Here is a 15137-nt window from a genome sequence, read left to right as displayed (position 1 = left end):
TGCGCGGGACTCTCGACCGAGGGCAACGACATGAACCGCAGCGATGTACTGATCGTTGGCGCTGGCCCCACAGGACTGGTCCTGGCGCTTTGGCTCAGCAAGCTTGGAATCCGGGTGCGCATCCTCGACAAAGCCAGCACACCCGGCACCACTTCTCGCGCCCTGGCGGTTCAGGCACGTACGCTGGAGTTGTACCGCCAGCTCGATCTCAGCCAAACCGTGGTGCAGAACGGCCACAAAGTGCCGGCAGTCAATCTTTGGGTCAAAGGCGAACCGGTGGCAAGGTTACCGTTCGAGGACATCGGCAAGGACCTGACCCCCTACTCGTTTCTGGAAATATTCCCGCAGGACCAACACGAACGGCTGTTGATCGAACGCCTGGAGCAGTTGGGCGTGGTGGTCGAGCGCGACACCGAACTGACCGGTTTCACTGAACATGGCGGCAGCATCACGGCGCAGTTGCTCCTGCCCGACGGACAGGAGCACACCTGTCAGACCTGCTACCTGGCAGGTTGTGACGGCGCTCGTTCTACCGTGCGCAAGGCACTCGACATCGGCTTTCCCGGCGGCACCTACCAGCAAGTGTTTTATGTGGCCGACGTCGAAGCCTCAGGTCCGGCGCTCAATGGTGAACTGCATGCGGATCTGGATGAAGCAGACTTTCTGGCGGTTTTTCCGTTGGCCGGCGAAGGTCGTGCCCGGCTGATCGGAACTGTGCGCGATGAACGCGCGGAACAGGCCGAAACCCTCAGGTTTGAAGACGTCAGCAGCCGGGCCATCGAACACCTGAAGATTCAGGTGCACAAGGTCAATTGGTTTTCGACCTACCGGGTCCATCACCGGGTAGCGGACACCTTCCGCTTCGGGCGCGCCTTTTTGCTGGGCGATGCCGCCCATGTGCACAGCCCCGCCGGCGGCCAGGGTATGAACACCGGTATTGGCGACGCGATCAACCTCGCCTGGAAACTCGCCGCCGTTCTCAATGGAGCAGCCAACGACAAACTGCTCGACAGCTATGAAGTCGAACGCATGGCCTTTGCCCGGCGACTGGTGGCAACCACCGACCGGGTGTTCAATTTCGTCTCCGCCGAAGGCGCAATGGCCGATCTGATACGCACCCGCGTTGCACCGTTTCTGCTGCCAAAAATGGTCTCATTTGAATTGGCGCGCGAGTATCTGTTTCGTACGGTGTCGCAAATCACCCTGAATTATCGCGGGATGCCTCTGAGTGAAGGTCACGCGGGCCATGTTTTCGGCGGTGATCGCCTGCCTTGGGCACATGACCGCGAGACCGATAATTTCAACAGCCTGACCAGCCTGAACTGGCAGGTTCACGTGTACGGCGACACCAGCGAAGAAATGCTTGCCTGGTGCGCCGAGCATCACCTGGCATTGCACATTTTCGACTGGCATCCGACCCACGAAGCCGCCGGGCTGGCGCGCAATGGCTTCTATCTATTAAGGCCTGACAGTTACGTGGCCGTCGCCGATCTGTCCGCCGACCCGAAAGTCATCGAGCGTTACTTCCGGGACCACGGGATCAAACCGTTCCTCTGGTAACAACGACACGCTGGCGGCTTAGATCCCGCTCAACGCCAGGTCCATCGCAAAGTAGGTGAAGATCAGGTCCGCGCCCGCACGCTTGATCGCCCCCAGGCTCTCGCGCACCACGCGGTCCTCATTGATCGCACCGGCGGCGGCACCGAATTTGATCATCGCGTATTCGCCACTTACCTGATAAGCCGCCAACGGCAAACGCGATACTTCGCGGATATCACGGATGATGTCCAGATACGCACCGGCCGGTTTGACCATCAGCGCATCGGCGCCTTCCTGCTCATCGAGCAACGATTCGCGCACCGCCTCACGCCGGTTCATCGGGTTCATCTGGTAACTTTTACGATCGCCTTTGAGCGCACTGCCGCCGGCTTCACGGAACGGACCGTAGAGCGCCGAGGCAAATTTGGTCGAATAGGCCATGATCGAAGTCTGGCTGAAGCCGGCTTCGTCGAGAGCCCGGCGAATGGCCTGGACCTGCCCGTCCATCGCCGCTGAAGGCGCAATCACGTCCGCCCCGGCCCGTGCGGCGGCGACGGCTTGCTTGCCGAGATTGATCAGGGTTTTGTCGTTATCGACTTCGCCCGCATGCATCACCCCACAGTGACCATGATCGGTGTACTCGCAAAAACAGGTGTCGGACATCACGATCATCTCCGGCACCGCGTCCTTGCAGATTCGCGCCATACGCGACACCAGACCGTTTTCATTCCAGGTGTCGCTGCCGCTGCCATCCAGGTGATGGGAGACCCCGAAAGTCATCACCGACTTGATGCCCGCACGCGCATAGCGCTCGATTTCGCCTGCCAGTTTCGACTCTGGAATCCGCCGCACGCCGGGCATGCTGGTAATCGGCACGAAATCGTCGATTTCTTCTTCGACAAAGATCGGCAGCACCAGGTCATTGAGGGTGAACTCGGTTTCCTGGAACAGGCTGCGCAACTGCGGATTGCGACGCAAACGGCGTGGACGGGCTTCGGGGAACTGGCTGGACATGGGATTTCCTGGCAGGGGGCCAACGGCCTGAACAAGACAAAAGTCGTAAAGAAAGGGAGCTTATGCCCCTCTCCCCCACCGACACAAACGTAAGTTCAGGAACAATTTGTTTCCGATTCGGTAACAGTCTGATTCTTGTCAGCGAAAAACCCCACGGATCAGCCGGCAGACACTCAATCGCCGTTGAGCCAGGCTCAGAGCCGCAAAGATTACGTTCTTGCAGACACTTCCCGGCATGGCAACAACCCCGACGGATACGGAGTGAACCCTAATGTTTGACATCCAGAACTACGGCAGCTTCATCGCAGCGATTGTGATCTTCCAGTTGATGCCCGGCCCAGGCACCTTCGCAATCCTTAATGCGACTGCCAGAAACGGTGTCGGCGCAGGCTTCGGTGCGGTGCTCGGTACCTTGCTGGGGGATGCAACGTACATGATTGCCGCGGTCGCCGGCCTGGCGGCGATCATGATCGCCAACCCGCTGCTGTTTCAGGCGCTGCAATGGTTCGGTGCCGCCTACCTGTGCTGGATGGGTCTGCAGATGCTGCTCAAGCCGGCAGCCAAAAACGTATCCGGCCAAGAGCAAAAACGCTCGGCACGAACCTACTTTCGTAACGCCTTGGTAATCAGCCTGACCAATCCGAAGGTCATCCTGTTTTTCGTGGCGTTTTTCCCGCTGTTCATCAGCCCGGGGTCGTCGAGTGTCACTCTGGTGGCAATGATGATTCACGTCTCGGTCATCAGCTTTCTCTACCAAGGTGCGCTGGTGCTGATCGGCAATGCGGCGGCAACCCGGTTGAAAACTTTGCCCCTGGCTCGGAAAGTCGCCACCCGCGTAACGAGCCTGGCGCTGATCGGCTTCGGCATCAGGCTGGCGGCGAGCAACCGGTAGAAGGTTTACCGGATTGGATCAGACGTAATGCCACTCCAGGGCACGGTGCTGGAGTGGCATTGCTTGCCGTTACTTGGGGATTTCAAGGCCGCGAATCACCGCAGGGCGTGACAGGAAGCGTTCCAGCACGCGCAATACGTTCGGGAAGTTGTTGATCCCGACCAGCTCCCCTGCCTCATAGAAGCCAATCAGGTTGCGCACCCAGGGGAACGTCGCGATATCGGCAATGGTGTAACGCTCGCCCATGATCCAGTCGCGGCCTTCCAGGCGGCCGTCGAGCACTTTCAGCAAACGCGTGCTCTCGTCGACATAGCGATCACGCGGGCGCTTGTCCTCGTAATCCTTGCCGGCAAATCTATTAAAGAAGCCCAGTTGACCAAACATCGGTCCGATGCCGCCCATCTGGAACATCAGCCATTGAATCGTTTCGTAACGTGCGGCCGATTCCTGCGCCAGCAGTTGTCCGCTTTTGTCGGCGAGGTAGATCAGAATCGCTCCGGACTCGAACAATGCCAGTGGCTGATCACCCGGCCCGTGGGGGTCCAGGATCGCCGGAATCTTGTTGTTGGGGTTCAGCGACAAAAATGCTGGAGACAGCTGATCATTGGTGTCGAAACCCACCCGGTGCGGCTCGTATGGCAAACCGATTTCTTCGAGCATGATCGAGACTTTGACGCCGTTGGGTGTCGGCAAGGAATAGAGCTGTATCCACTCGGGAAACTGCGCTGGCCATTTTTCAGTGATCGGGAATGCAGACAGATCGGTCATGGTGAACATCCAGTGACAATTGAATGGCGATGATGGGCCTTGGTCGCGGCAGATGCCTGGCCTTCAAGGCGGCTAGATTATAGGCACGGCGCTGATCGGGGCAGGTTAAACCAGAAACATTCTGTCGATAACTTTCCCGGCAGCCGGCCCGACCCCACAGATAAAGTGCCGCGCGCCATCTAGAATCGAACCAAAGGGTGCCAATGGACTCTCAAGGCTGCCCTTGCGTTAGACGAATCGGCCCCACGACATGAAAAGCACTTGAAGCCGTGAGCTCCCAGTGTGATGTTTTGTCAGCCTTAATCAAATGCGCTGAAGAATAATAACTCAATGAAAAAACACCTGAACTTCGTTAAAACCCCTAAGCCGCGCACCCTTGTACTCTGTGCGGCCTTGCTCATGACCTGTGCCCTGTTCCTGTCGCTGCAAGCCCGTGAGAGCCGCGCCCAATCGGCTGACGGCACCCAGACCCTGGTGTTTTTACGCCACGCAGAAAAGCCGGCCGGTGGTCTCGGCCAGTTGAACTGTCAGGGCCTGAACCGTGCGATCAAACTGGCACAGCTACTGCCTGAGAAGTTCGGCAAGGCCAATTACGTGTTTGCCGCCAATCCGACACGCAACGTCGAGGAAGGCGAGTTCGACAATTCCTACAGCTACCTCCGACCACTGCTGACCATCAGTCCCACAGCGATCAAACTCGGGTTGCCGGTGAACATCGAATTTTCGGCCAACGACATCAGTGAACTGGCCGACGAACTGCTTCATGACAAGTACCACAACTCGATCATCTACACGGCCTGGTCCCACGGCTATCTGCCTGAGTTGATCAACACGGTGGCTGAAGAGGCCACCGGTGAAACACGCCCCCTTCTCGACGACTGGCCATCCAACGATTTCGACTCGCTGTACGTACTGACTCTGACCTGGCACAACGGCAAGGTCACCTTGCTCAGCCACAGCTACAAGCAGGCGCTGAACAACGGCCCCCAGACGTGTCCGACATAACGGGGCGACTTGTGCCGTTTCCGGGCCTCTGGACTAGACTGCACTGAAGTATGATGCCCCACTGTCCCTATTGTCCGGAGCCTCTGCATGTCCAACTCCTTAGCAGCCCCCAACCGGGGCCTGGCGCTCTGGTGGAAACCCGCTCTGTTCCTGCTGGTCGCCTGTATCGGCCTCTACTACGTCAAGTGGTCGCCCTACTACCTCAAGGCTTTCGCGGCTGCCGACAGCCACAGTATCGGCGCCTCGATCCTCAACGATGAACAAACCGCGCCGCTCGCCGCTGCACTGACGTACGCCAAGGTGTACTTCCTGGCGATCTGGAAAGCGGCCGTACTGGCGGTGATTCTGGGCTCACTGTTGCAGGTATTGATTCCCCGAGACTGGCTGCTGCGATTGTTCGGCCGTGCCGGTTTTGCTTCAACCTTGCGCGGCGGATTGCTCGCCCTGCCAGGCATGATGTGCACCTGCTGCGCCGCACCCGTGGTGTCAGGCATGCGCCGTCAGAACGTCTCGGTGGGTGCGGCATTGGCGTTTTGGATTGCCAACCCGGTACTCAACCCGGCAACGCTGGTGTTCATGGGCTTCGTACTCGGCTGGGGCTTTACCGCACTGCGGCTGGTGGCGGGGATTGTGCTGGTGCTGGGTGTTTCGTTGGTCGCCCAACGCATCTCGCGCCCCGAGTACATGCCCGAAGCGGCGCTGGAAGCGGTGGCCGAAGCCACCCGCACAACCGACGCCCAACCCTTCCTCAGCCGTTGGGCGCGGACTTTGTGGCAACTGTTCTGGACCACTATTCCGATCTACGTGCTGGCAGTACTGGTACTGGGCGCCGCCCGGGTCTGGCTGTTCCCTCACGTTGACGGCGCGATGGCCAACAGCTTGCTATGGCTGATACCGCTGGCCATCGTCGGCACGTTGTTCATGATCCCCACCGCCGCGGAAATCCCCATCGTGCAAACCATGATGACCCTGGGTTTGGGTACCGCACCGGCCGTCGCGCTACTCATGACCTTGCCAAGCATCAGCCTGCCGTCGCTGTTGATGCTGCGCAAAGACTTCGATACCCGAGCGCTGGTGACCGTGGCCGTGCTGACCATGCTGGTTGGCGTGATCTGCGGTCTGATCGGCGCGTTGGTGCTTTAAAGGGGACCGCAGGCGCTGGTTAACCCGCGCCTGCGTCTCGATGTTAACGGTTACCACGCTCACGCAAGTACTCAAGCACTGCTGCCTGCTCACCGACGAACTCGATTCGGGCACCTTTCTTCTCACGCTGGAAGGCGTACATCGGGTCGTAATACTCTTTCAACAAGCCTTCGATCCAGCCACGGTGCAAGTCCACTGCACCGTTGCGCGCCTGCTCGGCCAACGCAGCCTCCATCAAAACGAACATGCGCTGATGACGCTCGCCACCCAAGCGTTTACTGATGTTGTTGAGGCTTGCCAGTAAACGCTCGGAGAACTGTGCTAACCCCTCGTCGCCATGTACAGCGATAAATTCAGCGCAGAGATTCACCACGTAATCGCGCAGAATCCGCTCGACCCGATCTTGCAGGCTGTCCTCGAGCCAGACCATCGGAAAACGTTGCATGCCCTGATACAGCGGCAGTGGCAAGGCACAGCTACCCACCATGCGGCTTTCATCTTCGAGCACGAACTGTTCAATGCCACAGGCACGCTTTTTCAGCACGTCCACCGCCAAGTGGTTCTCGAAGTCGATGTTGGTGGGCTGAGCGGTCGCACGCTTGCCAAAGCTGGAACCGCGATGATTGGCGTAACCTTCAAGGTCCAGACCATTGCTCAAACGGGTGAGGACATCGGTTTTACCGGTGCCGGTCATGCCGCCGAGCAAAACAAAGTCGCACTGTTCAATCGCCTGATCGACCGTTTCCAGCAGGAAAGTCCGCATCGCCTTGTAGCCGCCACCGACCCGAGGGCAGTCGATGCCTGCCTCATCCTTGAGCCATTGCTGGACGATCTGCGAACGTAAACCGCCGCGAAAGCAATACAGGTAACCGTCAGGATTGGCCCGGGCAAAGTCCGCCCAGGCCTGGATGCGTGCAGCCTTGATCTCGCCCGATACCAACTGATGCCCGAGCACAATGGCGGCCTGCTGACCATGCTGCTTGTAACACGTGCCGACTCGCTGACGCTCGTTATCCGTCATCAGCGGCAGGTTGATTACCCCAGGGAACGAACCCTTGGTGAACTCGACCGGCGCGCGGACATCCATCATCGGCCGGTCGTTGAGGAAGATGTCGCGGTAATCAGTGAAATCGATGGGCATCAAATCACCTCTACCGCGTTGCTCTGTCGCTCGATCAGTTCACCGATCGGCGCCAGGTTCAAGCCGAGTTCGGCGGCAACGGCGAGAAACTGCTCGTTGCCCTCGGGCGTCACGGCAATCAGCAAGCCGCCGCTGGTCTGTGGATCGCACAGCACGCGTTTGTGCAGCTCCTGTATGCGTCCGAGCTTGTTGGCGTAGCTGTCGAAATTACGCAGGGTACCGCCCGGCACACAACCCTGGTCGAGGTAGTACTCGACGCCCGGCAGACGTGGCACACGATTGTAGTCAATACGCGCAGTCACGCCGCTGCCATCGGCCATTTCCACCAGATGTCCCAGCAACCCGAAACCGGTGACGTCGGTCATTGCGGTCACGCCGTCAAGTTTGCCGAAGCGGCTACCGGGTTTGTTCAGTGTGCACATCCAGTCACGGGCGAGGCCCACGTCGCTGGCGCGCAGTTTGCCCTTCTTCTCGGCGGTGGTGAGGATGCCGATGCCCAGCGGTTTGGTGAGGTACAGCAAACAACCGGCGGTGGCGGTGTCGTTGCGCTTCATGTGGCGCTTTTGCACGAGTCCGGTAACCGCCAGGCCGAAGATCGGCTCCGGAGCATCGATCGAATGCCCGCCGGCCAACGGAATACCCGCTTCATCACAGATAGAGCGGCCGCCGCGAATCACCTCCCGGGCAATCTCCGGCGCCAGCACGTTGACCGGCCAACCGAGGATCGCAATCGCCATCAACGGATCGCCGCCCATTGCGTAGATGTCGCTGATGGCATTGGTGGCGGCGATGCGGCCGAAATCGAACGGATCATCGACAATCGGCATAAAGAAGTCGGTGGTCGACACCACGCCACGCTCGTCGTCGATGGCATACACCGCCGCGTCGTCGCGCGATGCATTGCCGACCCAGAGTTTTGGATCGAGATTTTGCGCGCCGCTCCCGGCCAGAATCACCTCCAGCACCTGAGGCGAAATCTTGCAGCCACAACCTGCGCCGTGGCTGTACTGGGTCAGACGAATCGGCTCGCTCATGGGGGGCACCTCTGGAATTCAAGTTTAAAGATTCTAACAGAGCACGGTGCAAGCGCTGACAGAGCCTGCCTCGCTTTCAAACAGACACGCTCGTTGAGGGGAAAATTGCTAACCAAAACGTCAGCTAATTCACAAAATCCTCCTTTATTTCAATCGTCTGTTCCAAGTTGGTCCGCAACATGCAAACGTTTGCGTCAGTAACGTGAACGCATCATCAATGCATGATGCGCTCACGTTCGGCCAACCACTGCACGAACAGGGATTTTCAATGCACGCTACTTTCAGACGCACCGCGTCCTGCCCCACTGTTGCTGTTTCCTTGCTACTAAGCGCCGTTACGGGACTACTCAGCTCCGCTGCCCTGGCTCAAGAAAAAACCGTTGATGAATCCGCCCAAGGCGAGACGCTCAGCGCCGAAGCCAGCCCTCCGAAAAAAGGCGCGTACCTGTCGGACTGGTTCAATCAGTACCTGACGCTGATCGGCAGCAAGGACATCAGCTTCGGCCCGCAACCGGCCGACGACGTTTACCTGGAATACGAGTACTTCGGGCGCAAGGGGCCGTTCGAACTGTATGGCTATATTGACGCCCCGAAGATCCTCGGCATCGGCAACAGCCATGACAAAGGCGCCTGGGATCACGGTTCGCCGTTGTTCATGGAGCACGAGCCACGTATTTCCATCGACTACCTGGCCGGTCGCAGCCTGGCGGTCGGGCCGTTCAAGGAGTGGTATGTCGCGTTCGACTGGATCTACGACCACGGCAGCCGCACCGCCAATCGCGCCAACACGCTTTACAGTGGCCTGGGCACCGACATCGACACCCATTCACGGGTCAACCTGTCGGCCAACTTCTACGGGCGCTATCAGTGGGAGAACTACGGCGCCAGCAACGAATACTCGTGGGATGGTTATCGTGCCCAGTTGAAGTACATCGTGCCCATCGACAGCTTCAGCAACGGAGCGTCACTGACTTACATCGGCTTCACCAACTTCGACTTTGGTTCGGACCTGCATAAAGACAATCCGGCGCGCACGGCCAACGCCACCGTGGCCACCAACGTATTGCTCTATTCATTCACGCACCTGCGCTTCACCCTGGTCGGGCGTTACTTCCATAACGGCGGTAACTGGGAGGATGGCAGCGAGTTGAACTTCGGCGAAGGCAACTTCCGCGCTCGCTCCGATGGCTGGGGTTACTACGCGGGTGTCGGGTATCAGTTCTGAGTGGCAAGCTTGTTCGTTATCGCAATTCGCCAAGGAGGTTCCATGCACGTAATGACTCGCCTTTCTCTGTCTGCCGGTCTGGCCTGCAGTGCCCTGCTCTCTTTCAGTGCTTGGGCGGCCGAGCCCCCGATCACGCCGAAAGTCATGCTGATCAGCATGTTCGCCCCGGAAGCGCAAACCTGGATTGATCGCCTGGACCTCAAGCAAGAGATCCGCATTCCGGGACTCTCCGCCGAGTACCCGAGCATTCGCTGCAATACACAGCAGGTGTGCCTGATGGTCACTGGCATGGGCCAGACCAACGCTGCGGCATCCACGCTGGCATTGGCCGTGTCACCGAAATTCGACCTGCGCAAAAGCTATTTCCTGATCGCCGGTATTGCCGGTATCAACCCGCACCATGGCACCATTGGCACCGCCGCGTGGGCGCATTATCTGGTGGAGTTCGGCACGCAATGGGAACTGGACTCGCGGGACGCCCCTACAGCGTGGCCGACCGGTTACATCGGCATCAACACCAAAGGTCCGAACGAAAAACCGCCGCTGGACTACAAGACCGAAGTCTTCGAACTCAACCCAAAGCTGCAAGCCAAAGCCTTCGCCCTGAGCGCGAACGTTGCACTCAGCGAAAGCAAAGAGTCTGCCGCGTGGCGGGTGAAATACCCCTACGCCCCGGCCAATCAACCACCAGTGGTCACTCAGTGCGACACCCTGGCGGGCAATACCTGGTTTTCTGGAACACGCCTGAGCAAACGCGCCGAAGTCTGGACCCGTTTGCTGACGGACAACAAAGGCGTGTACTGCACGACTCAGCAGGAAGACAACTCGACCTATGAGGCGCTGCTGCGCGCCAGCCGTGAAGGTTTGGTGGATATTCGGCGCCTGGCGGTGGTGCGCGCGGGCTCTGACTTCGACCGTCCGTATCCGGGTTACAGCGAAGTCGACAACTTGCTCAAATACGCCGATCAGGGTGGTTTTGTGCCGGCCCTGGAAAACCTCTTCCGCACCGGCAACCCGCTGGTGCAGGATATTCTGAAGAACTGGTCGGCGTGGGAGAACGGTGTGCCTGAGGCGTAATGCTACGCCCGTGGGAGCTGGCGCAGCCTGCGATCTTTTGATTTTCGACGTTGCCGTGAAACAGATCGCAGCCTTCGGCAGCTCCTACGGGGCAGCCTCAAGGCAACAAAATCACCTTGTCGCCGCTGCCCTGATTCACCTCGGCATAACGCTCAAGCCCGTCGGCCAGTGGTGACTCCACCAGCCCTTCCGGCAATGGCAACAATCCCTCATCGAAGAACCGGCCGAACTGCTCAAGCATTGCCGCGCAGGCTTCGACGCCGTACAGCAACGAGTTGATCCCGACCACCGAGCCGCCACGGCGATACAACGCCAGTGCCGGCAGCTGCACATGCCCATCGACCGGTGCCGCGATGATTGCGATGCGGCCGAAGGTGGCCAACGCCGCTACCGCCGCCGGCAGCCAGAAACCGGTGGTGTCGAAAATTACATCGGCACCGCCCGTGAAAATCGCATTGACCTGAGCGCCCAACGCTTCCGGGGTTTCCAGTTGAATCGTGTTAAAGCCCTGGGCCTGCAAGGCCTTGACCTGCTCGGGACGTCGCGCCGCCGCCAACACCTGGGCACCGCGAATTTTCGCCAGCGCCAGCGCCGCGCTACCCACTGCGCCACCACCAATCACCAGTAGACGGGTTTGCGCGGTCACCAGGCTGCGCTCCAGCGCATCCCACGCCGTGGTGTAAGGCACACCAAGGCTGGCAGCCTGGGCAAAGCTCAAATGCGTCGGTTTGAGGGCGACACCCTTGGCCGGCAGCTTCACGTATTGCGCATGGGAGCCATCGGCGAAAAAGCCCAACTCACGGCCCGTGCCCCAGACTTCCTGACCGATCAGCGCCTGCGGCCCTTCAATCACCACGCCGGCGAAGTCGCGGCCGGGAATCCGTGGCAGCGTGGTGTAGGGAAAACGTCCGAGCACGTTCTTCACATCGCTGGGATTCAGGCCCGCAGCCTTGATCTCTACCAACACCTCGTTGGCACCCGGAACCGGGGTCGGCACCTCAACGTAACGCAGAGCTGCCAGATCACCGGTTTTATCGAATTGCAGTGCTTTCATGGGAACTTCCATCTGACAAATGAAGGGATTTCAGGAGATCCAGCCAGCCACCAGCTGCCGCCCCATCGGCCACAGCTGTTCGCCGGCCAACATGCCCAGCAACCCCACCAACGCAATAGCCGGTGGCGCGGGCGAGCGAAAGTCCAGCGCGCCGTAGAGCAGGCCGACGCCAAGACCAATAGCCAATGAAATAAGGTAGTTCATGCTGAACTCCGTGCAATGGGGTATGCGCAGAGTCTAGAGAGTCGTCGCTAAAGCAATCGGCCAAGTACTTCAGGATTTCGGACAAATGCCCTGCTACGGTGCTGAGCTGAAATCGCCTTCGCGGGCGAACTGCGAGGGTGGAACACCCAGCTCGCGGCGAAACATGTCGCTGAAACTGCTGGGCGAATAGCCCAATTCGCGGGCGATTGTGCTGACCGGCACGCCCTGGATCAGCTCGGCGACCGCCATCGCCAATTGCACTTGACGCCGCCACTCGGCAAAGCCCATGCCCAATCCATCCTTGAACAACCGCGCCAGCGTGCGCACGCTGGCGCCGGCATTTTCGGCGTGCTGTTCAAAGGGGATGTCCAGCGACGGTGCGGCCATGACCGCTTGGCAGAGATTGACCAGCCGCCGCTCGCAGGTGTCTGGCATGGGAATCTTCAACAGCGAACGTTTCGCCCGTTTCAGCTCCAGCAAGGCCAGCCCCACCAGCGCCTCGTAGTACTCCGCCGGTCCGTTGTCACCCTGCTCCACCAACCCGAGAATCAACTCGCGCAGCAAACCGCCGACCTCGATCACCTGAACGCTGCTGTCCAGCGTCGCAGCCAACGCGGGACGCAGGTAGATATTGCGCATCTGCAAGTCCGAGACCACGCGAATCCCATGCACCACCCCCGGTGGCAACCAGACCGCCCGTTGCGGCGGTACAACCAATGCTTCGGCAGGTGTCTCGACCCACATGACCCCGCTCATCGCATACAGCAACTGGCCCCAGACATGCTCGTGCGGCTCGATGTACAGGCCGCGCGGATAGGTGCGCGCCAACGGCTGCACCGGCACATCGGTGTCGCTGAGATCAGGCGGAGCGGCAAGGGCCATGGGCAGGATCGTGAAGAAGGGAGAAGGCCTCATGGTAACGAGGCACCGCGATTGCCGCCAGTTGACACGTCCATTCAACGTGGAGCACAACCGGCTCCACGTTCAGGCAGAGGCTTTCAGCCGTGAGCCCCCTTGGCGCACTGGCAACCCGTCGAGGTGCAGGCTTCGCCGTGTTCATGATGCTTGGCGCAACCCTCACAGCAATAGTGTTTGCCGTGACGGACAATAGAATGCTCACCCAGTTTGCAGTTGCAGTTGGGGCAGGCGCAGGTCGTTGCTTTCATCAATCTGACTCCATGCGTGTGGTCGTCCAGAGGCGGCACCAATGCCGCACCTGAAGCAATGACCGCACGGAAAACCGGTTCCGACGTGACAGGCGGCCCTCGCTCACCTCTTAGGGTAGTCGATGCAACTCACAACCATGATCTGCGATTGCGATCTGCGTGCCCATGCTCGCGGGCCTGATGACCTCACGTCGCCTCTCGCGCCCTGACTCAAGATCGCGCTGGAGTGATCAAGGTTGGCCGTGGGATGATCGCCGCCACCGCGCGATTACCCCGGAGAGTTTGCATGTCGTTTAGTAAAAAAGCCGTTGTCCTGATCCTGACAGCGGTCACCAGCTTCGCTGCCGTGAGCGTTTACGCCGCCAAGCAACCGGCCGCGAAAACCGCACCCGCGCAAAAAATCTCGGCGCTGGGCGGTAAATTCACTTTCACCCTGCCCCAGGGTTTCATCGCCAACCCACTGGCCGGTGGCGACGCCGCCAAGGGCACTGCTGGCGCGACGGGCACCATGTACACCAATCAGGCGAGCAAAACCGTACTGATCATCGCTGAAAATACCTTGCCCAATGGCCTGAACGTCAAAGACAACGACGCTGCGTTTCTGGACGAATCAGTGTCCGGTTTCGCCACTCAGCAACGCGAAGCCTTGCCTGACTTCAACAAGCAAAGTGAAAAAAGCCTGACCGTCAAAGGCCTTGGCCTGCGCCAGATCGACAGCACCGCCACTCAGGGCGGTGGTCTGACGCTCGACACCAGCCTGCTGGCCGGCTCCGGTACGCGCATGATGCTGATCCAGATCATCTCCCGCGCCGACGACAAGGCCGGGCATGCGGCACTGGTCAATCAGATCCTTGGCGATAAATAAGCCCCTAGGCTATTGATTGACCCGCAGCAGCCAGGCGTTCAAGTCGTGCATTTCGGTCGCACTGATGGTGTGGCCGATGCCCGGATAAGCATGAAATTCAGGCGTGAGCGCAATGCTCTGCAACAGGCTGTTGGCCTCGCTGCCATCGCTGTAGGGCAGTTTCAGGTCGGCCGTCCCGTGACCGATGAAAATCGCCAGCGGCGCAAGCGCCTTGTCGGCCTTGAGCTGCGATCTCAACACCGGCAGAACCTTGCCACTCAACGCTGCAATCCCGCGCACCGCCTCGGGATGACGCAAGGCGACTTCATACGACATGATCGCGCCCTGGCTGAACCCCACCAGAAACACCTTATCGGCCTCGGTGTGATACTTCTTCGCCGCCTGTGCCACGAAGTCGCGGATCAACCCTGCGCTAACGTTCAGGTCTTCGGTTTCACCGTCGTAGGCCCCTTCGCCCTTTTTGCGGAACCACTGATAACTGCCTTCCTCCACCGCCTGCGGCGCCCGCACCGACAGGTAGGTGTAAGACGCTGGCAACTCATCCTTGATATCGAACAGGTCCTCTTCGTTACTGCCGGAACCGTGGAGAAAAATCACCAACGGCTGATTGCGCGAATCAGGATTGGATTGCTCAAGGTACGGCAACGGCAAATCATCGTTGAGCGCCGCCTGGGCAACCGAAGACACCATCAACATCAACACAGCAAAAAACCGGAACATGGACCTTCCTAGAAATACGGCGAATACGCGTCAAAGCCTAACATCACAAGCAGCGCTCCAAAAAACCGAACCCAACCACTCAGGCCGGCTGTCAGACCTCCAAGATCAAAAGATCGCAGCCTGCGGCAGCTCCTACAGATATCACCCACCCACAATGAAGTGGCGCGCCCCACCACTCAACAGGCCGAGCGTTAGCTCGCCTGCAGCTTTTGATCTTGCTCCACCCGCCCCTTCGGAAGGCCGGAGCGAGGTGCCGTACGCTTGGGACGAGACCTTTGGTTACTTTGGGG

General features: G+C 59.4%; 16 protein-coding genes. 7 read left to right on the top strand and 9 right to left on the bottom strand.

Annotation, left to right across the window (positions count from 1 at the left end; translation table 11 throughout):
- The first annotated feature begins 30 nt into the window (after positions 1-30).
- Positions 31-1560 carry an FAD-dependent oxidoreductase gene (locus BLL42_RS23800; RefSeq protein ID WP_071554736.1) on the top strand — a complete coding sequence of 510 codons (1530 nt, stop codon included), beginning with the start codon at positions 31-33 and terminating at the stop codon, positions 1558-1560.
- An 18-nt stretch (positions 1561-1578) separates the two neighbouring features.
- Here the strand turns inward: BLL42_RS23800 and hemB are convergent, their stop codons facing one another.
- On the bottom strand, positions 1579-2553 hold the full coding sequence (gene hemB, locus BLL42_RS23795; RefSeq protein ID WP_071554734.1) for a porphobilinogen synthase: 975 nt from the start codon (positions 2551-2553) through the stop codon (positions 1579-1581).
- Between the two features lie 271 nt (positions 2554-2824).
- Between hemB and BLL42_RS23790 the strand changes: the two genes are divergently transcribed.
- Positions 2825-3445: a LysE family translocator gene (locus BLL42_RS23790; RefSeq protein WP_071554732.1), complete on the top strand. Its 621-nt coding sequence runs from the start codon at positions 2825-2827 to the stop codon at positions 3443-3445.
- Positions 3446-3514: 69 nt separating this feature from the next.
- Here BLL42_RS23790 and BLL42_RS23785 read toward each other — a convergent pair whose 3' ends face one another.
- Entirely contained in the window at positions 3515-4213 is a 699-nt protein-coding gene (locus BLL42_RS23785) for a glutathione binding-like protein (protein ID WP_071554730.1), read from the bottom strand.
- 330 nt (positions 4214-4543) lie between these two features.
- Between BLL42_RS23785 and BLL42_RS23780 the strand changes: the two genes are divergently transcribed.
- Together BLL42_RS23780 and BLL42_RS23775 are read left to right on the top strand one after the other, a co-directional pair.
- Positions 4544-5218 (top strand): histidine phosphatase family protein, encoded by a 675-nt coding sequence (locus BLL42_RS23780; protein WP_071554728.1) that lies wholly within the window; start codon positions 4544-4546, stop codon positions 5216-5218.
- Positions 5219-5305: 87 nt separating this feature from the next.
- Positions 5306-6361, top strand: coding sequence for a permease (locus BLL42_RS23775; RefSeq protein ID WP_071554727.1), 1056 nt, complete (start codon positions 5306-5308; stop codon positions 6359-6361).
- Between the two features lie 43 nt (positions 6362-6404).
- Here the strand turns inward: BLL42_RS23775 and mnmH are convergent, their stop codons facing one another.
- Positions 6405-7502: a tRNA 2-selenouridine(34) synthase MnmH gene (mnmH, locus tag BLL42_RS23770; RefSeq protein ID WP_071554725.1), complete on the bottom strand. Its 1098-nt coding sequence runs from the start codon at positions 7500-7502 to the stop codon at positions 6405-6407.
- Positions 7502-8536, bottom strand: coding sequence for a selenide, water dikinase SelD (selD, locus tag BLL42_RS23765; RefSeq protein ID WP_071554723.1), 1035 nt, complete (start codon positions 8534-8536; stop codon positions 7502-7504). Before selD ends, mnmH begins: the two co-directional genes overlap by 1 nt.
- 268 nt (positions 8537-8804) lie before the next feature.
- Between selD and BLL42_RS23760 the strand changes: the two genes are divergently transcribed.
- Entirely contained in the window at positions 8805-9761 is a 957-nt protein-coding gene (locus BLL42_RS23760) for a nucleoside-specific channel-forming protein Tsx (protein ID WP_071555842.1), read from the top strand.
- 42 nt (positions 9762-9803) lie between these two features.
- Positions 9804-10838, top strand: a complete 1035-nt coding sequence (locus tag BLL42_RS23755) for a purine-nucleoside phosphorylase (RefSeq protein ID WP_071554721.1) — start codon at positions 9804-9806, stop codon at positions 10836-10838.
- Positions 10839-10935: 97 nt separating this feature from the next.
- Here the strand turns inward: BLL42_RS23755 and BLL42_RS23750 are convergent, their stop codons facing one another.
- The 4 genes from BLL42_RS23750 to BLL42_RS23735 all read right to left on the bottom strand — a co-directional run bounded on the left by BLL42_RS23750 (position 10936) and on the right by BLL42_RS23735 (position 13262).
- Positions 10936-11892: a quinone oxidoreductase family protein gene (locus BLL42_RS23750; RefSeq protein WP_071554719.1), complete on the bottom strand. Its 957-nt coding sequence runs from the start codon at positions 11890-11892 to the stop codon at positions 10936-10938.
- 30 nt (positions 11893-11922) lie between these two features.
- Positions 11923-12096, bottom strand: coding sequence for a DUF1427 family protein (locus BLL42_RS23745; protein WP_071554717.1), 174 nt, complete (start codon positions 12094-12096; stop codon positions 11923-11925).
- A 93-nt stretch (positions 12097-12189) separates the two neighbouring features.
- Positions 12190-12978, bottom strand: a complete 789-nt coding sequence (locus tag BLL42_RS23740) for an AraC family transcriptional regulator (protein ID WP_071554715.1) — start codon at positions 12976-12978, stop codon at positions 12190-12192.
- A 116-nt stretch (positions 12979-13094) separates the two neighbouring features.
- Positions 13095-13262: a metallothionein gene (locus BLL42_RS23735; protein WP_071554713.1), complete on the bottom strand. Its 168-nt coding sequence runs from the start codon at positions 13260-13262 to the stop codon at positions 13095-13097.
- Positions 13263-13548: 286 nt separating this feature from the next.
- Here BLL42_RS23735 and BLL42_RS23730 point away from each other — a divergent pair, with 286 nt between their 5' ends.
- On the top strand, positions 13549-14127 hold the full coding sequence (locus BLL42_RS23730; RefSeq protein WP_071554712.1) for a DcrB/PsbP domain-containing protein: 579 nt from the start codon (positions 13549-13551) through the stop codon (positions 14125-14127).
- A 9-nt stretch (positions 14128-14136) separates the two neighbouring features.
- Here the strand turns inward: BLL42_RS23730 and BLL42_RS23725 are convergent, their stop codons facing one another.
- Positions 14137-14847, bottom strand: a complete 711-nt coding sequence (locus BLL42_RS23725; protein WP_071554710.1) for an alpha/beta hydrolase — start codon at positions 14845-14847, stop codon at positions 14137-14139.
- Positions 14848-15137 lie beyond the last annotated feature (290 nt).

The sequence above is a fragment of the Pseudomonas frederiksbergensis genome (assembly GCF_001874645.1).
GTDB lineage: Bacteria > Pseudomonadota > Gammaproteobacteria > Pseudomonadales > Pseudomonadaceae > Aquipseudomonas > Aquipseudomonas frederiksbergensis_B.
Note: the sequence above shows the minus strand (reverse complement) of the source record. Positions and strands in the feature narration are given on the sequence as shown.

Bases quoted from the DNA above. Each gene is read 5' to 3' on its own strand.
- BLL42_RS23735 (WP_071554713.1), bottom strand. From the start codon at position 13,262: ATGAAAGCAACGACCTGCGCCTGCCCCAACTGCAACTGCAAACTGGGT.
- BLL42_RS23800 (WP_071554736.1), top strand. From the start codon at position 31: ATGAACCGCAGCGATGTACTGATCGTTGGCGCTGGCCCCACAGGACTG.
- BLL42_RS23730 (WP_071554712.1), top strand. From the start codon at position 13,549: ATGTCGTTTAGTAAAAAAGCCGTTGTCCTGATCCTGACAGCGGTCACC.
- BLL42_RS23780 (WP_071554728.1), top strand. From the start codon at position 4,544: ATGAAAAAACACCTGAACTTCGTTAAAACCCCTAAGCCGCGCACCCTT.
- mnmH (WP_071554725.1), bottom strand. From the start codon at position 7,502: ATGCCCATCGATTTCACTGATTACCGCGACATCTTCCTCAACGACCGG.
- hemB (WP_071554734.1), bottom strand. From the start codon at position 2,553: ATGTCCAGCCAGTTCCCCGAAGCCCGTCCACGCCGTTTGCGTCGCAAT.
- BLL42_RS23725 (WP_071554710.1), bottom strand. From the start codon at position 14,847: ATGTTCCGGTTTTTTGCTGTGTTGATGTTGATGGTGTCTTCGGTTGCC.
- BLL42_RS23785 (WP_071554730.1), bottom strand. From the start codon at position 4,213: ATGACCGATCTGTCTGCATTCCCGATCACTGAAAAATGGCCAGCGCAG.
- BLL42_RS23745 (WP_071554717.1), bottom strand. From the start codon at position 12,096: ATGAACTACCTTATTTCATTGGCTATTGGTCTTGGCGTCGGCCTGCTC.
- BLL42_RS23740 (WP_071554715.1), bottom strand. From the start codon at position 12,978: ATGGCCCTTGCCGCTCCGCCTGATCTCAGCGACACCGATGTGCCGGTG.
- selD (WP_071554723.1), bottom strand. From the start codon at position 8,536: ATGAGCGAGCCGATTCGTCTGACCCAGTACAGCCACGGCGCAGGTTGT.
- BLL42_RS23775 (WP_071554727.1), top strand. From the start codon at position 5,306: ATGTCCAACTCCTTAGCAGCCCCCAACCGGGGCCTGGCGCTCTGGTGG.
- BLL42_RS23755 (WP_071554721.1), top strand. From the start codon at position 9,804: ATGCACGTAATGACTCGCCTTTCTCTGTCTGCCGGTCTGGCCTGCAGT.
- BLL42_RS23790 (WP_071554732.1), top strand. From the start codon at position 2,825: ATGTTTGACATCCAGAACTACGGCAGCTTCATCGCAGCGATTGTGATC.
- BLL42_RS23750 (WP_071554719.1), bottom strand. From the start codon at position 11,892: ATGAAAGCACTGCAATTCGATAAAACCGGTGATCTGGCAGCTCTGCGT.
- BLL42_RS23760 (WP_071555842.1), top strand. From the start codon at position 8,805: ATGCACGCTACTTTCAGACGCACCGCGTCCTGCCCCACTGTTGCTGTT.